This window comes from Pseudomonas sp. NPDC008258, assembly GCF_042956345.1.
Lineage (GTDB): Bacteria > Pseudomonadota > Gammaproteobacteria > Pseudomonadales > Pseudomonadaceae > Aquipseudomonas.
Genome location: NZ_JBIBGE010000006.1, coordinates 112,769 through 132,666, shown reverse-complemented (window position 1 = coordinate 132,666; position 19,898 = coordinate 112,769). Strand labels below are relative to the sequence as shown.

The window sequence follows — 19,898 nt, the reverse complement described above, 5'->3', positions numbered from 1 at the left end:
CCAGCTTTTTGCTGGGGGGTTTGGGGGGCGCTGTGCCCCGGATGCTGTGAACAAAAAGGAGAACCGGGATGGTCTTCTCGTCCAACGTGTTCCTGTTCCTGTTCTTGCCGATCTTCCTCGGCCTGTACTACTTGAGCGGGCAACGCTATCGCAACCTGCTGCTGCTGGTCGCGAGCTACATCTTCTATGCCTGGTGGCGGGTGGACTTCCTGGCCCTGTTCGCCGGTGTCACCCTGTGGAACTACTGGATCGGCCTTAAAGTCGGTGCCGCCGGTGTGCGCACCAAGCCCGCCCAACGCTGGCTGCTGCTGGGTGTGGGCGTCGACCTGGCGATCCTGGGTTACTTCAAGTACGCCAACTTCGGCGTCGACAGCCTCAACGCGATCATCAGCTCGTTCGGCCTGGAGCCGTTCATCCTCACCCACGTGCTGCTGCCGATCGGTATCTCGTTCTATATCTTCGAGTCGATCAGCTACATCATCGATGTGTACCGCGGTGACACCCCGGCCACCCGCAACCTCATCGACTTCGCGGCGTTCGTGGCGATCTTCCCGCACCTGATCGCCGGCCCCGTGCTGCGCTTCAAGGACCTGGTCGACCAGTTCAACAACCGCACCCACACCCTGGACAAGTTCTCCGAAGGCTGCACCCGCTTCATGCAGGGCTTCATCAAGAAAGTGTTCATCGCCGACACCCTGGCGGTGGTGGCCGACCACTGCTTCGCCCTGCAAAACCCAACCACTGGCGACGCCTGGCTTGGCGCACTGGCCTACACCGCGCAGCTGTACTTCGACTTTTCCGGCTACAGCGACATGGCTATCGGCCTGGGCCTGATGATGGGCTTCCGCTTCATGGAGAACTTCAAGCAGCCGTACATCAGCCAGTCGATCACCGAGTTCTGGCGTCGCTGGCACATCAGCCTGTCGACCTGGCTGCGCGACTACCTGTACATCACCCTGGGCGGTAACCGCAAAGGCACCTTCAACACCTACCGCAACCTGTTCCTGACCATGCTGCTGGGCGGCCTGTGGCACGGCGCCAACTTCACCTACATCATCTGGGGCGCCTGGCACGGCATGTGGCTGGCCATCGAGCGCGCGCTGGGCATCGACACCAACCCGCAGCGCTTCAACCCGGTGAAATGGGCCTTCACCTTCCTGCTGGTGGTGGTCGGCTGGGTGATCTTCCGCGCCGAAAACCTGCACGTGGCCGGCCGCATGTACGGCGCCATGTTCAGCTTCGGCGACTGGCAGCTGTCGGAACTCAACCGCGCCCAGCTCACCGGCCTGCAAGTGGCCACCCTGGTCATCGCCTACCTCACCCTGGCGTTCTTCGGCCTGCGCGACTTCTACCGCAATGCCAAGCCAGCGCCAAAAGCAACCCCGGTGCAGGTCAACGCGGATGGCTCGATCGGCCTGGACTGGGCCCGGGTGATGACCCGCGCCCTGGTGCTACTGCTGTTCGTGGCCTCGATCCTCAAGCTCTCGGCGCAAAGCTACTCACCGTTCCTGTACTTCCAGTTCTGAGGCCGATGACATGAACCGTACCTTACGCATCACGTATTCACTGTCGTTCCTCGGCTTGCTTGTCGGCATGGGCGTGTGGTCTACCGGTGGCCTGCAAAGCTTCCAGCGCACCGAGCAGATGACCGTGCTCAACGGCAAGCTGGCCAAGGCCGCCGAAACCCACTACGACGCCGAATTCCCGATCAAGCGCCTGGGCACCAACCTCTGGGCGGCGCTGGACTTCAAGTTGTTCAACGAAGGCCGCCCTGGTGTGGTGCTGGGCCGCGACCAGTGGCTGTTCAGCGACGAGGAGTTCAACCCCACCGCCGGTGCCGAACAACAGATGCAGGAAAACCTGGCGCTGATCCGCGGCGTGCGCGACACCTTGCAGCAGCATGGCAGCCAGCTGGTGCTGGCCATCGTGCCCGCCAAGGCGCGTATCTATTCGGAATACCTGGGCAAGGAGCAACCGGCCAGCCTGCACGACGACCTGTACAACCAGTTCCACGCCCAGGTGCGCCAGGCCAACGTGTTTGCCCCGGACCTGCAAGCGGCCATGGAACAAGCCAAGGCTCGCGGCCAGGTATTCCTGCGCACCGATACCCACTGGACACCGATGGGCGCCGAAGTCGCCGCCCAGGCCCTGGCCGAGGCGGTAAGCCGGCAGCACCTGCTCAACGGTGACCCGCAAACCTTCGTCACCGAAGCCGGCAGCACCGCGCCCTACAAAGGCGACCTGACCAACTTCCTGCCGCTCGACCCGCTGTTCAGCAACCTGCTGCCAACCCCGGACAACCTGCAACAGCGCAGCACCCGCCCGGCACAAGCAGCGGGTGAAAGTGACGACGCACTGTTCGCCAACAACGAAATCCCGGTGGCGCTGGTAGGCACCAGCTACAGCGCCAACCCGCACTGGAACTTCCTGGGTGCATTGCAGCAGGCCCTGCGCAGCGACGTGGCCAACTACGCCGAAGACGGCCATGGCCCGCTGCTGCCAATGCTCAAGTACCTGCAAAGCGATGCCTTCAAGAACGCCGCACCGCAAGTGGTGGTGTGGGAATTCCCCGAACGTTACCTGCCCATGAAAACCGACCTCGGCAGCTTCGATCCGCAGTGGATCGCGCAGCTGAAAAACGCCCGTAAATCCGAAGAAAACCTGGCCTTGTCGTCCACCCGGACGAACCACTGAACGATAGAGAGGAAATGCACATGACTACCAAGACTTCCATTGCCAAAGCCCTCACCCTCGCGGCCGGCCTTTCCCTTGCTTCCATGCAGGCCTTTGCCGGTGCCGACGCTGCGCTGTACGGCCCAAGCGCGCCAAAAGGCTCGACCTTCGTGCGCCTGTTCAACGCCGCCAGCGCACCGGCTGCCGCCAGCGTCGGCAACACCCAGATCAAGCAGGTTGGCGCTCAGGCCAGCAGCGACTTCAGCTTCCTGCCCGGTGGCGACTACACCGCCCAGGTTGGCGGCAAGAGCGTGCCGGTGAAGCTGGCCTCGGACAAGTACTACACCCTGGTCAACAGCAGCAGCGGCAACCCGCAACTGATCGAAGAACCGCCGTTCAAGAACAAGCAGAAAGCCCTGGTGCGCGTGCAGAACCTGAGCGACCAGCAACTGACCCTGAAAACCGCCGACGGCAAGACCGAAGTAGTCAAGCCGGTGGCCGCCAACGGCCGTGGTGAACGTGAAATCAACCCCGTGAAGGTCAACCTGGCGCTGTTCCAAGGAGACAAGAAAGTCGGCGACGTGAAACCCGTTGCCCTGGAGCGCGGCGAGGCCGCGGTACTGTATGTAACAGGTTCCGGCAACGCCTTGTCGCCGATGTGGGTAACTCGCCCCGTGGCTAGCAACTGATCCCCTCTGCCTCTTTCGAACCTTATTGGAGAAACACAATGATCCCGGTAATTCTTTCTGGTGGTAGCGGTTCCCGTCTGTGGCCTCTGTCGCGCAAGCAGTTCCCCAAGCAGTTCCTGGCCCTGACCGGTGAACACACCCTTTTCCAGCAAACCATCGAACGTTTGGTGTTCGAAGGCATGGACGCGCCGATCGTGGTTTGCAACAAAGACCACAAGTTCATTGTCCAGGAGCAGTTGGCGGCGCTGAAGCTCGAAACCCAAGGCATCCTGATGGAGCCGTTCGGCCGCAACACCGCGCCCGCCGTGGCCATGGCCGCCATGAAGCTGGTCAATGAAGGCCGCGACGAGCTGATGCTGGTGCTGCCCGCCGACCACGTGATCGATGACCAGAAGGCCTTGCAACGCGCCCTGGCCCTGGCCACCGTGGCCGCCGAGCGTGGCGAGATGGTGCTGTTCGGCGTGCCGGCGACCAAACCGGAAACCGGCTACGGCTACATCCGCTCCAGCCAGGACGCCCTGCTGCCCGAAGGCGTGGCACGGGTGGCCCAGTTTGTTGAAAAACCTGACGAGAAACGTGCCGCCGAATTCGTCCAGGCCGGTGGTTACTTCTGGAACAGCGGCATGTTCCTGTTCCGCGCCAGCCGCTTCCTCGAAGAGCTGAAAAAGCACGAAGGCGACATCTACGACACCTGCGTGCTGGCCCTTGAGCGCAGCCAGGAAGACGACGATGTGCTGAGCATCGACGAAGCCACCTTCGCCTGCTGCCCGGACAACTCCATCGACTACGCCGTGATGGAAAAAACCCAGCGCGCCTGCGTGGTGCCGATGTCGGCCGGCTGGAGCGACGTGGGCTGCTGGTCGTCGCTGTGGGAAGTGCACGAGAAAGACGAGGATGGCAACGTCACCAAAGGCGACGTGGTGGTGCAGGACAGCCGCAACTGCATGATTCATGGCAACGGCAAGCTGGTGTCGGTGATCGGCCTGGAAAACATCGTGGTGGTCGAGACCAAGGACGCCATGATGATCGCCCACAAGGACAAGGTCCAGGGCGTGAAGCAGATGGTGAAGACCCTCGACGAACAGGGCCGCACCGAAACCCAGAACCACCTTGAAGTGTATCGCCCGTGGGGCTCGTACGACTCGGTGGACATGGGCGGCCGCTTCCAGGTCAAGCACATCACCGTCAAGCCGGGCGCCAGCCTGTCGCTGCAGATGCACCACCACCGCGCCGAGCACTGGATCGTGGTGTCGGGCACTGCCGAGGTCACCTGTGACGAGAACGTGTTCCTGCTGACCGAGAACCAGTCCACGTACATTCCGATCGCCTCGATCCACCGCCTGCGCAACCCGGGCAAGATCCCGCTGGAGATCATCGAAGTGCAGTCGGGCAGCTACCTGGGCGAGGATGACATCGAGCGCTTCGAGGATGTGTATGGGCGAACCTCCACACCCGTCGAGCGTGGTGTTTCGGTGAAAACCATCGCGCAGTAAGTGAACCCCTGGGGCCGCGTTGCGGCCCATCGCCGGCAAGCCAGCTCCCACCTGGACCGCATCGCTCTCAAGCCTTGTACGGTAACTGTGGGAGCTGGCTTGCCGGCGATTGGAGGGCACAGCCCTCCCCGCTTTTGAGCCCCACCCCATTTCAGGCTACGATGGTCAGACCCCGCGCAACCAAGGTCTGCCCGCCCCATGATCATCGGTGCCTTCCTCATCCTTACCTGGCTGGTACTGCTGCTGCGCTACCCGGCCAAGGCCCTGCCGATTTCGCTGGCCGCCGTGTGCGGCCTGGGCCTGGTGGCGTTGTTTGTCGTGTGGCAGGACAACCGCGAAACCTCACGACTGGCCCGCCTGGACTTGCGCCTCGTTTATGCCCCCGAGCAATGCCCTGCCGACCGTGCGCTGCAAGTTCGCATGAAAAACGGCAACAACGTGCCGCTTACCGAGCTGCGCTGGCGGGTGGCGGCGTATGCGCCGGGTGATACCGTGAACCTGGCCGAGAATACCTACAATGCGCCGCGTTACCGGGGGCCGGGTGAATTGCAGCCGGGGGCCGAATGGAAAGACTGCTTGCCATTGCCGCCGCTGCGCTCCGGGTACCGTCCGCAGACCCTGGAATTTCGTGCCGAGCACCTGCAAGGCACATTCGCCAATTAATCGAAGGCCACTCACATGCCCACCGTTCTGATCACCGGTTGCTCCAGCGGCATCGGCCGCGCCCTGGCCGACGCCTTCCGCGATGCCGGGCACCATGTCTGGGCCACCGCCCGCAAGCCCGAGGATGTCGAGCAGCTGAGTGCCGCCGGATACACCGCCCGGCAGCTGGACGTGAACGACAGCGAGGCGCTGGCCCGCCTGGCCGAGGAACTGCCAAGCCTCGACATCCTGATCAACAACGCCGGCTACGGCGCCATGGGGCCGCTGCTTGATGGTGGTGTGGATGCCCTGCGCCAGCAGTTCGAGACCAACGTGTTCGCCCTGGTCGGCGTTACCCGCGCGCTGTTCCCGCTGCTGCGCCGTTCACGGGGCACAGTGGTAAATATCGGCAGCGTTTCCGGTGTACTGGTCACGCCATTCGCCGGCGCCTACTGCGCTTCCAAAGCTGCCGTGCACGCGCTGAGCGATGCCTTGCGCCTGGAACTGGCGCCATTTAGTGTGCAGGTGATGGAAGTGCAGCCGGGGGCGATTGACACCCAGTTCGCCAACAACGCCCAGCGCCAGGCAGAGCAGGTACTGGCGGCGGATTCGGCGTGGTGGCCGTTGCGCGAGCATGTGCAGGCCCGGGCCCGGGCATCGCAAGACAAACCGACTTCGGCGGCGGTGTTTGCCCAGGGGGTGTTGGCGGCGGTCGGCAAGACACCGGTACCGGCACTGGTGCGACTGGGGAATGGCAGTACCGCGTTGCCACTGATGGCCCGCTTGCTGCCGCGGCGGTTGCTGGATTGGGCGTTGCGCAAACGCTTTGGCTTGCTGCGCCCTCTCTGAGCTTCGGTCGCCTGTACTGGCCTCTTCGCGGGCTTGCCCGCTCCCACAGGAGTAGTGTGATCCCGAAGCTGGTGCAATACCTGTGGGAGCGGGCAAGCCCGCGAACAGGCCAGTACAGGCAACACAAAATCAGGCGATGGAGCGCAGTACCCCACCATCCACCCGCAATGCAGCCCCGGTAGTGGCGCTGGCCTGCATCGACGCGAGGTACACCACCATATTGGCCACCTCTTCCACCGTCGCCAGCCGCTTTATCAGCGAAGTCGGCCGGTGCTCAGCCAGGAAGTTGGCTTCCAGTTCATCACTCGACACCCCCTGTTCCTGCGCCAGCTTGGCAAAGAAATCGCCCACACCTTCCGAGCGGGTCGGCCCCGGCAACACCGCATTCACCGTCACCCCGGTGCCTGCCAGGGTTTCGGCCAGCCCACGCGACACCGCCAGCAGTGCCGTCTTGGTCATGCCGTAGTGAATCATTTCGGTCGGGATCTGCAGCGCCGATTCGCTGGACAGGAACACCACCCGCCCCCATCTGCGCTCGGCCATGCCTTGGGCGTAATGACGCGACAGCCGCACAGCGCTGAGTACGTTGACGTCGAAGAAGCGCTGCCAGTCCTCATCCTCGATCTCGAAGAACGGCTTGGGCTCGAAGATGCCGAGGTTGTTGATAAGGATGTCGGCGTGCGGCACTTGGTCGAAGAGTTTCTGCGCGCCGTCCTTGCTGCCGAGGTCGGCGGCGATGCCGATGATGCGTGCTTGCGGCAGGCGCTCGCGCACGGCCTTGAGGGCTTCGTCGACACGGGCCTGGGTGCGGCCGTTGAGTACCACTTCGGCCCCGGCCTCGGCCAGGCCGATGGCGATGGCCAGGCCAATGCCGGCGGTGGAGCCGCTGACGATGGCGCGTTTGCCGTTCAGGGAAATGTGCATCTGTGCCTCCTAGGTAAACAGGTCAATTGCCGGGGCTGCTTTGCAGCCCATCGCCGGCAAGCCAGCTCCCACAGGGACAGCGCAGGTCTCAGGTACAGCGCTGCCCCTGTGGGAGCTGGCTTGCCGGCGATGGGCCGCAAAGCGGCCCCCGCTTTCATGCTTTCTTCACCGGCTGCTCATCAAACGCCTGCCAGCCACCACCCAGGGCCTTGTACAGCCCCACCAGCGCCTGCGACACCGCGGCCGAACTGTCGATCCACTGCTCTTCGCTGGCCAGCAAGGCACCCTGCACGGTCAGCACATTGAGAAAGTCCACCGCCCCTTCCACATACTGGCGCTGGGCAGTCTCCAGGGCGATGCGGTTCTGCCGTACGGCCTCGGCCAAATGGTCACGACGCAACTGGCTGGCGTTGTACAGGCGTAGCACATCGTCGATTTCATGCCAGGCACCCAGCACCACCTTGCGATAGTTCAGCGCCGCTTCCTGCTGCTGCGCCTCGCGCAGTTCCAAGGTGCCTTTGAGCCGGCCGCCCTCGAAGATCGGCAAAGACAACTGCGGACCGAAGGCAAAACGGCGTGAATCCCAGGCGCCGAAATCGGACAGCTGCATCGCCTGAAAACCGATGCTGCCCGACAAGCGGATGCTCGGATAGAAATCGGCCTTGGCCACACCAATGCTGGCGGTGGCGGCATGCAGGCGGGCCTCGGCCTGGCGGATGTCCGGGCGGCGCTCGGCCAGCTCGGACGGCAAGCCGATGGCAAACTTCTGTTGCGGTGCGGGCAGCTCGCCGCCCTTCGACAATTCGGCTTGCAAGCTGCGCGGTGGCTCGGCGGCGAGCAGGCTGAGGGCGTTGATCAGGTCATCGCGGCGGGCTTCCAGGCTGGGCAGGCGTGACTCGATCGAAGCGACCTGAGCGCTGGCCTGGGCCACATCAAGCCGGGTGGCGACGCCTTCGGCCTGGCGGTTTTCAGAGAGTTTCAGGCTGTGCCGGGCGACCTTGAGGTTGTCCTGAGTCACCTCGATAGTGTGCTGCACCGCGCGCAGCTGGATGTAGTTGCCGGCAGTTTCCGACAGCAGGGCCAGCAGCACCCCACGGCGGTCATTCTCGGCCACCTCGACCGTGGCATCGGCAGCCTCCACCTGGCGCCGCACGCGGCCCCACAAGTCCAGCTCCCAACCCGCCACCAGGTCACCTTGCCAGAGGTTGTAAGCCTCTTTGCCAGCCTTGCCAGAGGGGTCGCTCAGGCCTTCGGCGCTGTTGCGGGCACGGCTGTAGCCAGCGTTCGCGTCTACCGACGGCAGTTCATCCGCCGCCACGGTGCTGCGCAAGGCGCGGCTTTGCAGCAGGCGGGCGCTGGCCATCTGCAGGTCGAGGTTGCGTTCGGCAACCCGCTGGATCAAAGCGCCAAGCTGCGCGTCATGGAAGGTTTCCCACCAGCGCAACTCCAGCGGTTCGGCCTGCGGCTGACTGGCCGCTGCCTCGCCTTGCAACGGCGCCCACTGCTGCGGTGCCTGGGTGTCGGGGCGCTGGAAGTCCGGGCCCATCGTGCAACCCGCCAGCAACACAGCCAGCAGCAAAGGGCACAAGCGTGATGCCGGCTTCATCGTGCAGTTACCTCTTTGCCGTCCAGCTTGTCGCCACGGGTATCGATGGTCGCTTCCACCGACATGCCCACCCGCAGGCGCGAGAGCAGCGGCTGGCCATCATCGAAGACGATCTTCACCGGGATGCGCTGCACCACTTTGGTGAAGTTGCCAGTGGCGTTGTCCGGTTTCACAGCGGCGAAGGTCACGCCCGTTGCCGGGGCGATGCTTTCTACATGGCCTTGCAGCTTCTCGCCGGAGAATGTGTCGACCGTGATGTTTACCGGTTGCCCAGGCTGCACATGGGTCAGCTGGGTTTCCTGGAAGTTGCCGACTACATAGGCCTGCTGCAACGGCACCACCGACAGCAGGCGGGCGCCCGGGTTGACGTAGGCGCCTACCCGCAGGGCGCGCTCGCCAACCATGCCGTCCACCGGGGCGGTGATACGCGTGTAGGACAGGTCGAGCTGGGCCTTTTGCAGGCCCGCCTCGGCGCGCTTGAGCTGGCCATCGGCACTGGCCACCTGGGCCGTGAGAATGTCCACTTGCTTGCGCGCCGCCACCAGCGCCGCCTGGGCATTGGCCAGGCGGGCGCGGGCCTGGTCGACCCCGCTGCGCGCCTGCTGGGCATTCTGCACGGTACCGGCGCCCTGTTCGGCCAGGCGGCTGTAGCGGTTGACCTCGTGGTCGGCGAACGCCGCTTCGGCCTGGGCAGCTTTCACGGCGGCTTCGGCCTGGGCAATCAATGCGGCCTGGCGTTCGAGGGTGGCGCGGGCATCGGCGCTTTGCGCCTGGGCTACCAGCAACTGCGCCTGTGCGGCGTCCAGGGCGGCCTGGTAGTCACGGGCATCGATGGTCGCCAACAACTGGCCGGCCGTGACCTGCTGGTTGTCCTCCACCAGCACGTCCTTGATGAAGCCGGCCACCTTTGGCGCGACCACGGTGTAGTCGGCGATTACATAGGCATCGTTGGTGCTCTGGCGGTGGTCGCTGCCGAGCACCCACGGGCCGACGATGCCAGCCAGGACAGCCACGGCCAGCACCGAGCCGATGAACAGGGTTTTGCGCTTGTTGGTCATTTCAGTGGTTCTCGAATTCATCCAGGGTTCAGGCCACCGCACGCGGCGGATAGACCCGGGTAGGCACGAAAGGAATCAGGCAGATCAGGGCCACGGCGATGCAGGCCATGACCAGGTAGAGGTCGGCGGAGGTCAGTACCAGCGCCTGGTCATGGATGCGCCTGGCCAGGCCTGCGGTGTTGCCGTCGACCAGCGGGGCGTTGCCCAGGCTGTCCACCAGATGGTTGGAATGGAAATGCCGGCGCAGGGTACCCAGGGCATCCAGCAGGCCGCCGGCGATCACTGCGGCCAGGCCTTTTACGGTGTTGAACCAGCTGGAGGCGAACGGGCCTTCCTGTGGGGTCATGCCGTTGGTCGACAGCATCAGCAAAGGCAGCACCGCCATGGGCTGGCCGAACACCTGCAGCAGGTAGAACGGGTAGAAGTCGCCACGGATCCACTCGCTGGTCAGCAGGCTGCTGCCCACGCAGGACACCGCCAGCATTGCCAGGCCGATGCCCAGCACCCAGCGGCAGTCCACCGCGCGGATGTTGCAAAGCGCTGCGGTCAGCGGCAGGGCAACCAGCTGCGGCATGGCTACCAGCATCATCAACGGGCTGGTCTGCGCCGGGCGGTAACCCTGGATCTGCGCCAAGTAGGCCGACGGAATGCTGCCCACGCCGGACAACACGATCAGCACGCCGGCCAGGGTCACCAGGGCGAAACTCAGGTTGCGCCGCGACAGCATGCGCAGCTGGAAGAACGGCAACGGCTCGGACCATTCGTTGTACATGAACAGCACCAGCAGCAGCAGGCCACCGCCGAGCAGCCAGCAGATCAGCGGCGAGTCGAACCAGCCCCAGCGATCACCCAGCGACAGGCCCAGCACGATGCAACTGATGGCCGGCAGGCCGAGCAGCACCCCGCGCCAGTCGAACTGTTTGAAACGCTCCAGGCGGAGCGGGTCTTGCGGCAGGCCCCAACCGACACAGGCCATCGCCAGCGCCGACGGCAGGATGATCTGCCAGAACGCCCACTGCCAACCCACGTACTCGGTCCACAGCCCCGCCAGCGGCGTGCCGAGGTTGGGGCCGAAGGTGGCGGTAAGGGCGTAACAGGCCAGGCCGTACACCTTGATGCCGGGCGGCAGGAAGCGCAGGGCCACGCTCATTAGCATCGGCGGCAAGGCGCCAGAGGCGAAGCCTTGCAGCACGCGCAGCAGCATCAGGCTGTGCAGATTGGGGGCGAACGGTTGCAGCAGGCCGAGCACGGCGAACAGCCCGATGGCGCTCATGGTGAAACGGCGCAGCGAGAAGGTGGTGGCCAGCCAGGGCGCAAAGGCCATGGCCGAAACCGAAGCGGCGCTGTACACCGCCAGCAGCCAGGCGCCTTCGTCGGCACCGATGCCCATGGCACCACGGATGTCGGCCAGGGAAATCTTGGTCACCGACTCGTTGAGGCCCGCACACAACACGGCCAGCAATACACCGAACAGCCCTACCACGACCTGCAGGCCGAACGCCGTCTGCGCAGGCGCAGCCGGCGCGGGGGCGGCGGCAATGGCGGCAGACGGGGCGGACAGGGAACTCATGGGCAGACATCTCCAGCAACAAAATTACGACTGGAGCAAGTCTAAGAAGGTCGAATGCTGACGAAAACTGAATTCTCGGTAGTGTTATGTTGCGTCAGACGCAATCCACTTCACAACCGAGTCGCCTGCTTCGCGGGCACGCCCGCTCCCACAGGGGCATAGCTACTCTTCAGGGCAGTGATATCCCTGTGGGAGCGGGCGTGCCCGCGAAGAATCCCATCCGGTTTCACGGGTCTATGCTGCCACAGGCTTTAAGTGTCTGGCGCAGCCACCGGTGGGCCGGGTCGTTGTCGAAACGCGGGTGCCACGCCTGTTTGACGTTCACTTTTTCCAGTGGCACGGGAATTTCAAACGACCGCAATGGCAGTTTCAGCCGGTTCACACTGTTAAGGATATTGGCCGGTATCGGGAGGATCAGGTCCGAATCCGGCAACGAGAACATGGCTGAATGGAAGCTCGTGGTGATCAATGCGACCCGCCGCTCTACCTTGTGAGGGGCCAGCGCCACATCGATCGGCCCATTGGCACGGCCGCGCCGGGACACACTGATCTGCGGGTAGCTGGCGAAGCGCTGTGGGGTGATGGGCGCATCGAAGATCGGATGCCCTTCGCGTGCAAGCCCCACGAAGTAAGTGTTGAACAGGCTCTGGACCTTGATTTCCGGGCCTAGCTCAACGGCCGAACTGATGATCAGGTCGATCTGCCCGTTGCGCAGCACCGCATCATCGTCGCCACTGCCCTCCGGCACAAAACGCAGCACCGTACGCGGCGCCTGGGCCAGCATCATGCGCAGCAACTGGGCACCGTACAGGGCGATGAACAGGTCGTTGGTGCGAATGTTGAACGCGCGGTCCAGGCTCACCAGGTCCACATCGTCACGGCTGCGGAACACCTGCCCGGCCTGCTCCACCAGCCCGTGCACCTGTTCACGCAGGGCCAACGCCCGTGGCGTGGGAACCAGACCACGGCCGGCGCGCACCAGGATAGGGTCGCCCAATGCGTCGCGGATACGCCCCAGGGTGCGGCTCATGGCTGCCGGGCTCAGGTTCATGCGCTGTGCCGCGCCAACCACACTGCCTTCATCAAGCAAGACATCGAGGGCAATGAGCAGGTTCATGTCCGGGAGTTGCATGGCCGTTTTCCGTTACAGCAGTGGGAATGGCGATGGTAGCAGGTTGGGGGATTGCACCAGACGCAATGCGCTCGTGCGTGGTGGGGCATTTATTCACCGAATGTGATCGGCGATAAATGAACCATTGCCAGGTCTGGCCTATTCGCGGGCACGCCCGCTCCCACAGGGACCGCACAGTATCTGAAGGCTGCGCAGTACCTGTGGGAGCGGGCATGCCCGCGAAAGGGCCGGTCCTGCAGACTTATCAGCCAGCCTCAGCCAAGGATCCCCAATGCCCACCCCCGTCCTGATTGCCATCGACGCCTCCCCCGCCTCCACCGCCCTGCTCACCCTCGCCCGCCGCTACTGCCGCCCCGCCGAACACGAACTGCACATCCTGCTGGCCATCGATTCCACCTTCGCCGTGCACGAGCAACCCGCGCCATACACCGCCGAGGAACTGGAGGAATACCCCGCAGCCTGCGAGGAACAGCAGCATGCCGACCACGCCGTGGCCGAGGCGGTGCGCGCATTGCAGCAAGCCGGCTTCACCAGCCAGGGCTACATGGTGGCCGGGCAGCCAGTAGAGGCTATCGTGGCCAAGGCGCAGGCGTTGAACTGCGAGCTGATCATCATGGGCCACCGCCACCTGTCGCGGCTGGGGCGGTTGCTGGATCCGTCGATCAGCGCAAAGGTGATCGACCGGGTTGAGGTTCCAGTGTTGGTGGGGGCGGCGTGAACCGCTGATCAGCCGGGTAATGCGATTGCATTGACCAAAGTTGAGTACAGGCAGGGCGCAACGCTGAGCGTCGACCACAAGCACTGGTTCAGAGCGAAATTCTTTCAGCAATACCGCTTGTTCTTTCGCTATCACACCGCCAGCCGGATCATCGTACTGGCTTGGGTCAATGACGATTCGACCAAGCGGGCTTACGACAGCAGCGAGGACGCTTACAAGGTCTTTCAGAAGATGCTGCTAACTGGCCATCCACCAGACGATTGGGATCAATTGCTGCGAGAGTGCGGGGCTGTGCATGTCAGGCCCAGGTAGGGAGGCTTGAGCGGCATCCCATAAGGGATGGGTCAATCGCGACGACTAGCAAGTTCCTGCTCGATCTGCTCGATACTCGGCAAGCTTGCCTGCAACTCTTCTGGTAAAGCACTGATCAACTGAAACTCAGCGACTCCAATAGGTTGAGCCTTGCCACGCAATGCGTATTCAGCGACCACCTTGTTCTTGCCTTTGCATAGAAGCAATCCAATCGTAGGGTTGTCTTGTTCCAGCTTCATCTGCAAGTCAACTGCAGTGAGGTAAAAGCTCAGTTGACCCAGATGCTCCGGCTTGAACTTCTCAGTCTTCAGTTCTATCACCACATAGCAACGCAGCTTCAAGTGGTAGAACAGGAGATCGATGTAGAAGTCATCACCTCCGACCTCCAGATGCACTTGGCGCCCGACGAAGGCAAAACCTGCCCCCAGTTCAAGCAGGAATAATGTGATGTGTTCTACTAAAGCTGCTTCAATCTCTCGTTCACTGGCTTCGGGGGTCACATTCAGGAAGTCGAAAAGATAAGGATCCTTGAGAAACTGTTTTGCCAGATCAGTACCTGGCGGCTGTAAATGCGTCGAAAAATTCGAGATGGCATTGCCTTCCCGCTCCAGCAACCTCGACTCGATGTGCATCTGCAGAGTTGAGCGCGACCATCCGTACTCCGATGCCCGCGTCGCATACGCAAGCCGCTCCTCCGGTTTTTTCAGCTTTGTCAGCAACACCAGATTGTGGCCCCACGGCAATTGTCCAACAGCCTGTTGGACAATTGCCTCCTCTGGCCAAGCCTCGGCAAACGCTCGCATGTACATCAGGTTGGCCCGCGAAAAGCCTTTCATCCCCGGGAACTCAGCTTTCAGGTCATGAGCCAGTCGCTCTATGACCTTAGCCCCCCAACCCTGAGCAGCCTGTCGCTCGACAATGTCTCGCCCAAGATGCCAGTAAAGACTCACTAGCTCCCGATTCACGGCGAGACTGGCCTTTTGCTGGCTCTTATGAATACGAACCTTGAGATCAGCAAGCCAAGCTTTGTAGCCATTTGGCGTGTCGATCAGAGATGGCGCTCTTTCGGGCATGGGATGAGTGTTCCTGGATCAGGCGAAATGCTGCTTGAATGGCGGTCCCAGCCTGCTCTTCTGGTAAAACACTGCCAATAGCAGCAACTCGCGATTCTTCTCCGAAGCGAGTAGGCCATTTCCCAAAACTTAAAAACTGCACGTGACTGTGGAAATGAGCTTGCCTGCGAAGGGGCCTCAGCAGCTCTGACTGGGCCAGCTCACCCCTCGCTCGGCTTCACCACCACCGTACACGTCGTCCCCGCCGCCAGCAAAAACCCTTCCGGCACTTCGTCAATGTGTATCCGCACAGGCACCCGCTGTGCCAGGCGCACCCAGTTGAAGGTCGGGTTCACATCGGCGATCAACTCGCGGCTCTGTGGGTTGTCGCGGTCGTAGATGCCGCGGGCGATGCTCTCCACATGGCCCTTGATGCGCTCGCCGCTCATCATCTGCAACTCGGCCTGGTCGCCCACTTTCACGTGCGGCAGTTTGGTTTCTTCGAAGAACCCGTACACCCAGAACGAGTTCTCGTCGACCACCGCCATCACTGCTTCACCGGTACGCGCATAGTCGCCCTTGTGGATGTTCAGGTTGGTCACGTAGCCGTCCACCGTGGCGACGATGTGGGTGCGCTTGAGGTTCAACTCGGCGGCCGCCAGTTCGGCAAGGGCCTGCTGGTAGTCCGCCTGGGCGGAGTTGGCGATGTTGCTGGCGTCGTCGCGGTTTTCCTTGGAGATCACCAGGTTGTCCATGTCGGCACGGCGCTTGGCGTTGACCTTGCGCATCTCCCAGGTGGCCTTGCGCGAAGCGACCATGGCCTTGGCCTGGTCGACCGCCAACTGGTAGTGCTCGGGGTCGATCTGGATCAGCAGGTCACCCTTCTTCACCCGTTGGTTGTCCTTGACCGGCACATCCACCACGTAGCCCGGCACATCGGCGGCAACGTTGATGATATCGGCACGCACGCGGCCGTCACGGGTCCAGGGCGTGGTCATGTAGTGCAGCCACAACTGGCGACCAATCACCACGGCGGCGGTCAGCACCAGCAAGGTAGCGATCAGGCTGAAAAACTTTTTCATCGAAGGGTTCTCACCAGTAAAGCGACAGCGCCAGGGCGCCGAACAGGCAGACGAACAGGCTCAGGCGCAGCAGCGCCGGGTGCCAGAAGAAGCGATAGCCATCATGGCTGGCGATGAACCGGTCCAGCCCCCAGGCCAGGCCCAGGGCGAACAGGAACATCAAGGTCATGGTGGGCATGTACACGCCATGGAAGGCGATTTCACGGGGCATGCTTTCACGGAGCATCGTGCAGTCCTTTCGCCGGTACCAGCGGCGACAGTGGGTCCAGCAGGGAAGAACGGATGAAGTGCAGGTAGCTTTGTGCACGGCGTAGCACCGAGGTGTCGAAGTGCCGGGCAAACGGCTCGTCAGTGGCTTGCACACGGGCAATGGCATGGTCCACCGCCACCAGCGCGCGTTCGTGGTTGCTGGCACTGGGTTGCAGGAACAGCCGTGCCAGGGCGCGGCCCATCACGCGGATGGCCTGGCGCCACGGCTGTGATTCGGCATAGGCCGGGTGCACCGGTGCGCGGGCCTGTTCCTTGCGCAGCTCGATCACGGCGTGGCCGATTTCCAGCACGGTGAACATCCAGCCCATCAGCTGGCTTTGCACCTGCGGTTTACCGGCCGCCAGACCATAGGCCTGGTGCAGCAAGTCGCGGGTGCGGCTTTCAAAGGCCGTGCCGATACCACGCAGGCGGCCGCTGATGGCAAACAGCACCTGCTCGCGCAGTTCCTGCTCCAGGCGGCTCCACAACCAGCGGCTGTTGGGCGGCAGGATGATCGCCCCGGCGGCGGCACAGACGAACATGCCGATGACCATGCCGATGTAGTCGTTGATGAACGTATACGGGTCATACACGGTGAGGTTGTTGGGCACCGAGCCGATGGCAAAGAACACCAGCAGGCCGATGCCATAACCGGCATAGGCCGGGCGCGACGAGAGGAACGCGCCCAGCACGAACACCGGCGCCAACACCATGCACAGCAGGGGGAAGCCATCGATCCAGGGGAACACGAAGAAGGTTTCGAAGAAGCCGACAAAGGCGCCAATGGCCGTGCCGCAAGCCATCTGGAACGACATGCGCTTGGGGTTCGGCGAGGCCGCCGAGAGGCCCACGGTGACGGTGGCGATAAGGGTCATCATGGCGCCGCTGGGCCAGTCGCTGAGCAGCCAGTAGCTGCCCAGCAGCAACAACACTGCCGAGGCCCGCACGCCGGCGGCCAGCGACACCAGCCAGCTGGTCTGCGCCACGTAGGGCTCATCCCACTGTTCGCGCTCGTGCTTGTGCGCAGCCAGCGAAGCGTGGGTTTCGGCGTAGCTGTACATTTCGTCGACAAAGCGGTACAGCAGCTCGAATGCGGTGTGGAAGTCGAGCAGGTCGGCCTCGCTGGGGTCGGTCGCCAGGTACTCGGCACGCAGCCCTCGCACCTGGGCTTGCAGGCCTTCCTTGTAGGCGGCCAGCTCCAGGGTGAGGCGCAGCGCATCGGCATCGGTCAGCGCCCGGCCCACATAGGGCTGCAACAGTTCTACCAGCGTATTCAGCCCTGGCTCGATGGCACCGACGATCTGCAACGGGCCACGGGCGCGCAGGCGCTCCAGCAACCGGTGCAAGGCGTTGAAGCGCGTGGTGATGGCCATGAATTCGCTGTTCATCCGCACCAGGCGGCCAGAACGGCGGCGCATGTGCGGGTCTTCGAAGGCGGTGACGTTGCGCAGGCTCTCAAGGCCGACCGCTTCGGCAACGAAACGCACGTTGCTGCTTTCGAAACGGTCCTTCTGGCTGTCACCACGCAGGGCCTCGACCACCACCCCGGCGAACACGCCAAAGCGCTGGTACAGGGCGTTGCGCATGGCAGCACTAGCTGACTGCGGCAAGATCGCGGCGCTGACGAAAGTCGACACCAGAATACCCAGGGCAATCTCCAACACCCGCCATACCGCCGCCATGAACGCCTGGTCGGGGTGCTGCAACACCGGCAGGCCGATCATGGCCGCGGTGTAGCCGGCCAGCACAAAGCCATAGGCGCGGAAGGTGCGGTAGCGCATGGCGCCGGCCGAGCACAGCCCCACCCACAGGGCCAGGCTAGGCAGGAACAGCTCGGTGTTTTGCGGGAAGATGGCGATCAGCGCCACCATCATTGCCGAACCGGCCAGGGTGCCGAGCACCCGGTAGAAGCTCTTGGCGAACACGTGGCCACTTTGCGGCTGCATCACGATGAACACAGTGATCATGGCCGTGCGCGGTTGCGGCAGCTCCAGGCGCATGGCCAGCCACAAGGTGATGAAGGCGGCGGCCAGCACCTTGAAGATGTACACCCACGTCACCCCGTCGGTGCGCGCCCAGGCAAAGAAGCCCCGGCGCCATTCCAGGCTTTGCAGCCAGCGCACGGGCAAACTGGAAGTGCTCATTCGGCGTTATCCGGCTTCTTGTCGAAAATGGCCAGGGTGGCCGGGGTTTTCGGCGCCGCTTGGCGCTGCTCATCTGGCACATCCTGGCCAGCCTGCAGGCCACCACCCAAGGCGGTGACCAGCTCGGCATGGGCGATCAGGCGGGCAGCCTGCACCTGCTGCTGCACCTGCTGCTGGCGGAACAGCAAGGTTTGCGCATTGAGCACGTTCAGGTAGTCGGTTAGACCACGCTGGAAGGCGACCATGGCGATGTCGTAGGTTTTCTGCGCGGCCGCGACGGATTCGGCGGCGAAATGCGACTGTTCTTTCATCGACTCGCGGCGGATCAGTTGGTCGGAGATGTTCTTCAGCGCGCCAACCACGGTCTGGTTGTAACGTGCCACGGCCACGTCATACCCCGCCGCAGCCACACCCAGTTCCGAGCGCAGGCGGCCACCGTCGAAGATGGGCAGGCTGATGGCCGGGCCGACGTTGTAGTTGAACTTGCGCCCGGTCAGGAACTCCAGCGGGCCACCGCCGGTGGCCATGAAGCCCAGGCTGCCAACCAGGTCCACATTCGGGAAGAAGCCGGTATGGGCAACGTCGATGCCACGCGCCTGTGCAGCCACCTGCCAGCGGCTGGCGACCACGTCGGGGCGCTGGCCGACCAGCTGGGCGGGCAGGTTCGATGGCAGTTTCAGCGGCGCGGCCAGGGCCAGGGTCGGGCGCTGCAACTGTGCGCCCTCCCCCGGGCCCTTGCCGGCCAGTGCGGCCAACTGGTTGCGGGTCAGGGCGATGTCTTCGTTCAGGCTATCGAGCTGGCGGTGGGTTTCCGGCAGCGGTGCTTCGGCCTGGCTGACTTCGAAATGGGTGCCGATGCCGGCGTCCAGGCGGCGCTTGGCCAGGGCCAGGATCTGCTCCTGCTGCTCCAGCTCGGCCTTGACGATATCGCGCTGGGCAAAGTGCAGGCTCAGCTGGATGTAGGCACGCACCACGTTGTTCTGCAGCTCCAGCTGCGCCTGGCGGGCTTCGGCAACACTCATGTGCGCCTGGTCCACAGCCTGCTCGCTGGCATTGCGTTCACGACCCCACAGGTCGAGTGCGTAGCTGAAGCCAAAGGCGGCGTTGTTGTCCCAGGTGTTGGCACCCGACAGTGCGCCCGGGCCGTAGAACTGGTCCTCAGGCCAGTTGTGGCGCTTGAGCGCAGCCTGGCCATTGACCTGGAGCTTTTCTGCCGACTCGACCACACCGGCCATGGCCTTGGCTTCGCGCACCCGCGCGGCGGCCATGGCCAGGCTTGGGCTGCCGGCCACTGCCAGGGCAACCCAACGGTCCAGCTGGGGGTCGCCATAGGCGTGCCACCACTGCTGGTCGGGCCAATGGGCGTCGGTCGCGGCTTCGCGTATGGCCGCGTCGGTGGTCAAGGTATTGGCTTGCAGCGTCTTGCTTTGCGGGGCAATGCCCCAGGTTCCGATACAGCCGCTCAAGGTGAGGGCAAGGGCACAGGCACTGAACGCATTGAGCGTTCTGATGATGCGACGCGGCACAGCTGCGATTTCCCGAGGAAGAGGTGAAGGGGCCGGGCAATTCTAGGGGGCGGCAGCACTGGCGATAAGCGCAGATTCCTGCGAATCTTTGTTACCGAAACAGCGATAATCCGCCTTTGGTCGAAGGTAACTTTTCAGCTTTTTGTCGTTACTTCGTGACACAATTTTGTCCTCTACAT

18 protein-coding genes are annotated in these 19,898 nt (G+C 63.3%); 8 read left to right on the top strand and 10 right to left on the bottom strand.

Going from position 1 to position 19,898, the window contains the following annotated elements:
• Window positions 1-68: 68 nt before the first annotated feature.
• From ACFY9W_RS06875 to ACFY9W_RS06850, 6 genes are all read left to right on the top strand, one after another.
• Window positions 69-1,526 carry an MBOAT family O-acyltransferase gene (locus ACFY9W_RS06875; protein ID WP_391127554.1) on the top strand — a complete coding sequence of 486 codons (1,458 nt, stop codon included), beginning with the start codon at window positions 69-71 and terminating at the stop codon, window positions 1,524-1,526.
• Between the two features lie 10 nt (window positions 1,527-1,536).
• The gene (locus tag ACFY9W_RS06870; protein WP_391127551.1) at window positions 1,537-2,694 is read left to right on the top strand and encodes an alginate O-acetyltransferase; all 1,158 of its coding nucleotides are present in this window, start codon (window positions 1,537-1,539) and stop codon (window positions 2,692-2,694) included.
• Between the two features lie 20 nt (window positions 2,695-2,714).
• Entirely contained in the window at window positions 2,715-3,362 is a 648-nt protein-coding gene (locus ACFY9W_RS06865; protein ID WP_391127549.1) for an alginate O-acetyltransferase AlgF, read from the top strand.
• A 38-nt stretch (window positions 3,363-3,400) separates the two neighbouring features.
• On the top strand, window positions 3,401-4,855 hold the full coding sequence (locus ACFY9W_RS06860; protein WP_391127547.1) for a mannose-1-phosphate guanylyltransferase/mannose-6-phosphate isomerase: 1,455 nt from the start codon (window positions 3,401-3,403) through the stop codon (window positions 4,853-4,855).
• A gap of 198 nt (window positions 4,856-5,053) precedes the next feature.
• A complete protein-coding gene (locus tag ACFY9W_RS06855) occupies window positions 5,054-5,518 on the top strand; it encodes a multidrug transporter (protein ID WP_391127545.1) in 465 nt (154 codons plus the stop codon).
• A gap of 15 nt (window positions 5,519-5,533) precedes the next feature.
• A complete protein-coding gene (locus ACFY9W_RS06850; protein WP_391127542.1) occupies window positions 5,534-6,346 on the top strand; it encodes an SDR family oxidoreductase in 813 nt (270 codons plus the stop codon).
• 129 nt (window positions 6,347-6,475) lie between these two features.
• On the opposite strand, the gene ACFY9W_RS06845 is transcribed toward ACFY9W_RS06850, so the two are convergent.
• The 5 genes from ACFY9W_RS06845 to ACFY9W_RS06825 all read right to left on the bottom strand — a co-directional run bounded on the left by ACFY9W_RS06845 (window position 6,476) and on the right by ACFY9W_RS06825 (window position 12,636).
• Window positions 6,476-7,270 carry an SDR family oxidoreductase gene (locus tag ACFY9W_RS06845; RefSeq protein WP_391127539.1) on the bottom strand — a complete coding sequence of 265 codons (795 nt, stop codon included), beginning with the start codon at window positions 7,268-7,270 and terminating at the stop codon, window positions 6,476-6,478.
• Window positions 7,271-7,424: 154 nt separating this feature from the next.
• Window positions 7,425-8,876 carry an efflux transporter outer membrane subunit gene (locus ACFY9W_RS06840; RefSeq protein WP_391127536.1) on the bottom strand — a complete coding sequence of 484 codons (1,452 nt, stop codon included), beginning with the start codon at window positions 8,874-8,876 and terminating at the stop codon, window positions 7,425-7,427.
• A complete protein-coding gene (locus ACFY9W_RS06835) occupies window positions 8,873-9,934 on the bottom strand; it encodes an efflux RND transporter periplasmic adaptor subunit (RefSeq protein WP_391127533.1) in 1,062 nt (353 codons plus the stop codon). Before ACFY9W_RS06835 ends, ACFY9W_RS06840 begins: the two co-directional genes overlap by 4 nt.
• Before the next feature lie 28 nt (window positions 9,935-9,962).
• Window positions 9,963-11,504 carry an MFS transporter gene (locus ACFY9W_RS06830; protein ID WP_391127530.1) on the bottom strand — a complete coding sequence of 514 codons (1,542 nt, stop codon included), beginning with the start codon at window positions 11,502-11,504 and terminating at the stop codon, window positions 9,963-9,965.
• A gap of 226 nt (window positions 11,505-11,730) precedes the next feature.
• Entirely contained in the window at window positions 11,731-12,636 is a 906-nt protein-coding gene (locus ACFY9W_RS06825) for a LysR substrate-binding domain-containing protein (protein WP_391127527.1), read from the bottom strand.
• 271 nt (window positions 12,637-12,907) lie between these two features.
• Here ACFY9W_RS06825 and ACFY9W_RS06820 point away from each other — a divergent pair, with 271 nt between their 5' ends.
• Together ACFY9W_RS06820 and ACFY9W_RS06815 are read left to right on the top strand one after the other, a co-directional pair.
• Window positions 12,908-13,354 carry a universal stress protein gene (locus ACFY9W_RS06820; RefSeq protein WP_391127524.1) on the top strand — a complete coding sequence of 149 codons (447 nt, stop codon included), beginning with the start codon at window positions 12,908-12,910 and terminating at the stop codon, window positions 13,352-13,354.
• A gap of 30 nt (window positions 13,355-13,384) precedes the next feature.
• Window positions 13,385-13,666 carry a type II toxin-antitoxin system YhaV family toxin gene (locus ACFY9W_RS06815; RefSeq protein ID WP_391127521.1) on the top strand — a complete coding sequence of 94 codons (282 nt, stop codon included), beginning with the start codon at window positions 13,385-13,387 and terminating at the stop codon, window positions 13,664-13,666.
• Window positions 13,667-13,698: 32 nt separating this feature from the next.
• Here the strand turns inward: ACFY9W_RS06815 and ACFY9W_RS06810 are convergent, their stop codons facing one another.
• From ACFY9W_RS06810 to ACFY9W_RS06790, 5 genes are all read right to left on the bottom strand, one after another.
• Window positions 13,699-14,739 (bottom strand): PDDEXK nuclease domain-containing protein, encoded by a 1,041-nt coding sequence (locus ACFY9W_RS06810; protein ID WP_391127518.1) that lies wholly within the window; start codon window positions 14,737-14,739, stop codon window positions 13,699-13,701.
• Between the two features lie 200 nt (window positions 14,740-14,939).
• Window positions 14,940-15,800: an efflux RND transporter periplasmic adaptor subunit gene (locus tag ACFY9W_RS06805; RefSeq protein ID WP_391127514.1), complete on the bottom strand. Its 861-nt coding sequence runs from the start codon at window positions 15,798-15,800 to the stop codon at window positions 14,940-14,942.
• Between the two features lie 10 nt (window positions 15,801-15,810).
• Complete coding sequence (locus tag ACFY9W_RS06800) at window positions 15,811-16,011, bottom strand: DUF1656 domain-containing protein (protein WP_008097766.1); 201 nt, start codon at window positions 16,009-16,011, stop codon at window positions 15,811-15,813.
• A gap of 4 nt (window positions 16,012-16,015) precedes the next feature.
• Window positions 16,016-18,193 (bottom strand): FUSC family protein, encoded by a 2,178-nt coding sequence (locus ACFY9W_RS06795; protein ID WP_391127512.1) that lies wholly within the window; start codon window positions 18,191-18,193, stop codon window positions 16,016-16,018.
• Window positions 18,190-19,719, bottom strand: coding sequence for an efflux transporter outer membrane subunit (locus tag ACFY9W_RS06790; protein ID WP_391127509.1), 1,530 nt, complete (start codon window positions 19,717-19,719; stop codon window positions 18,190-18,192). The genes ACFY9W_RS06795 and ACFY9W_RS06790 overlap by 4 nt, the downstream gene beginning before the upstream one ends.
• Window positions 19,720-19,898 lie beyond the last annotated feature (179 nt).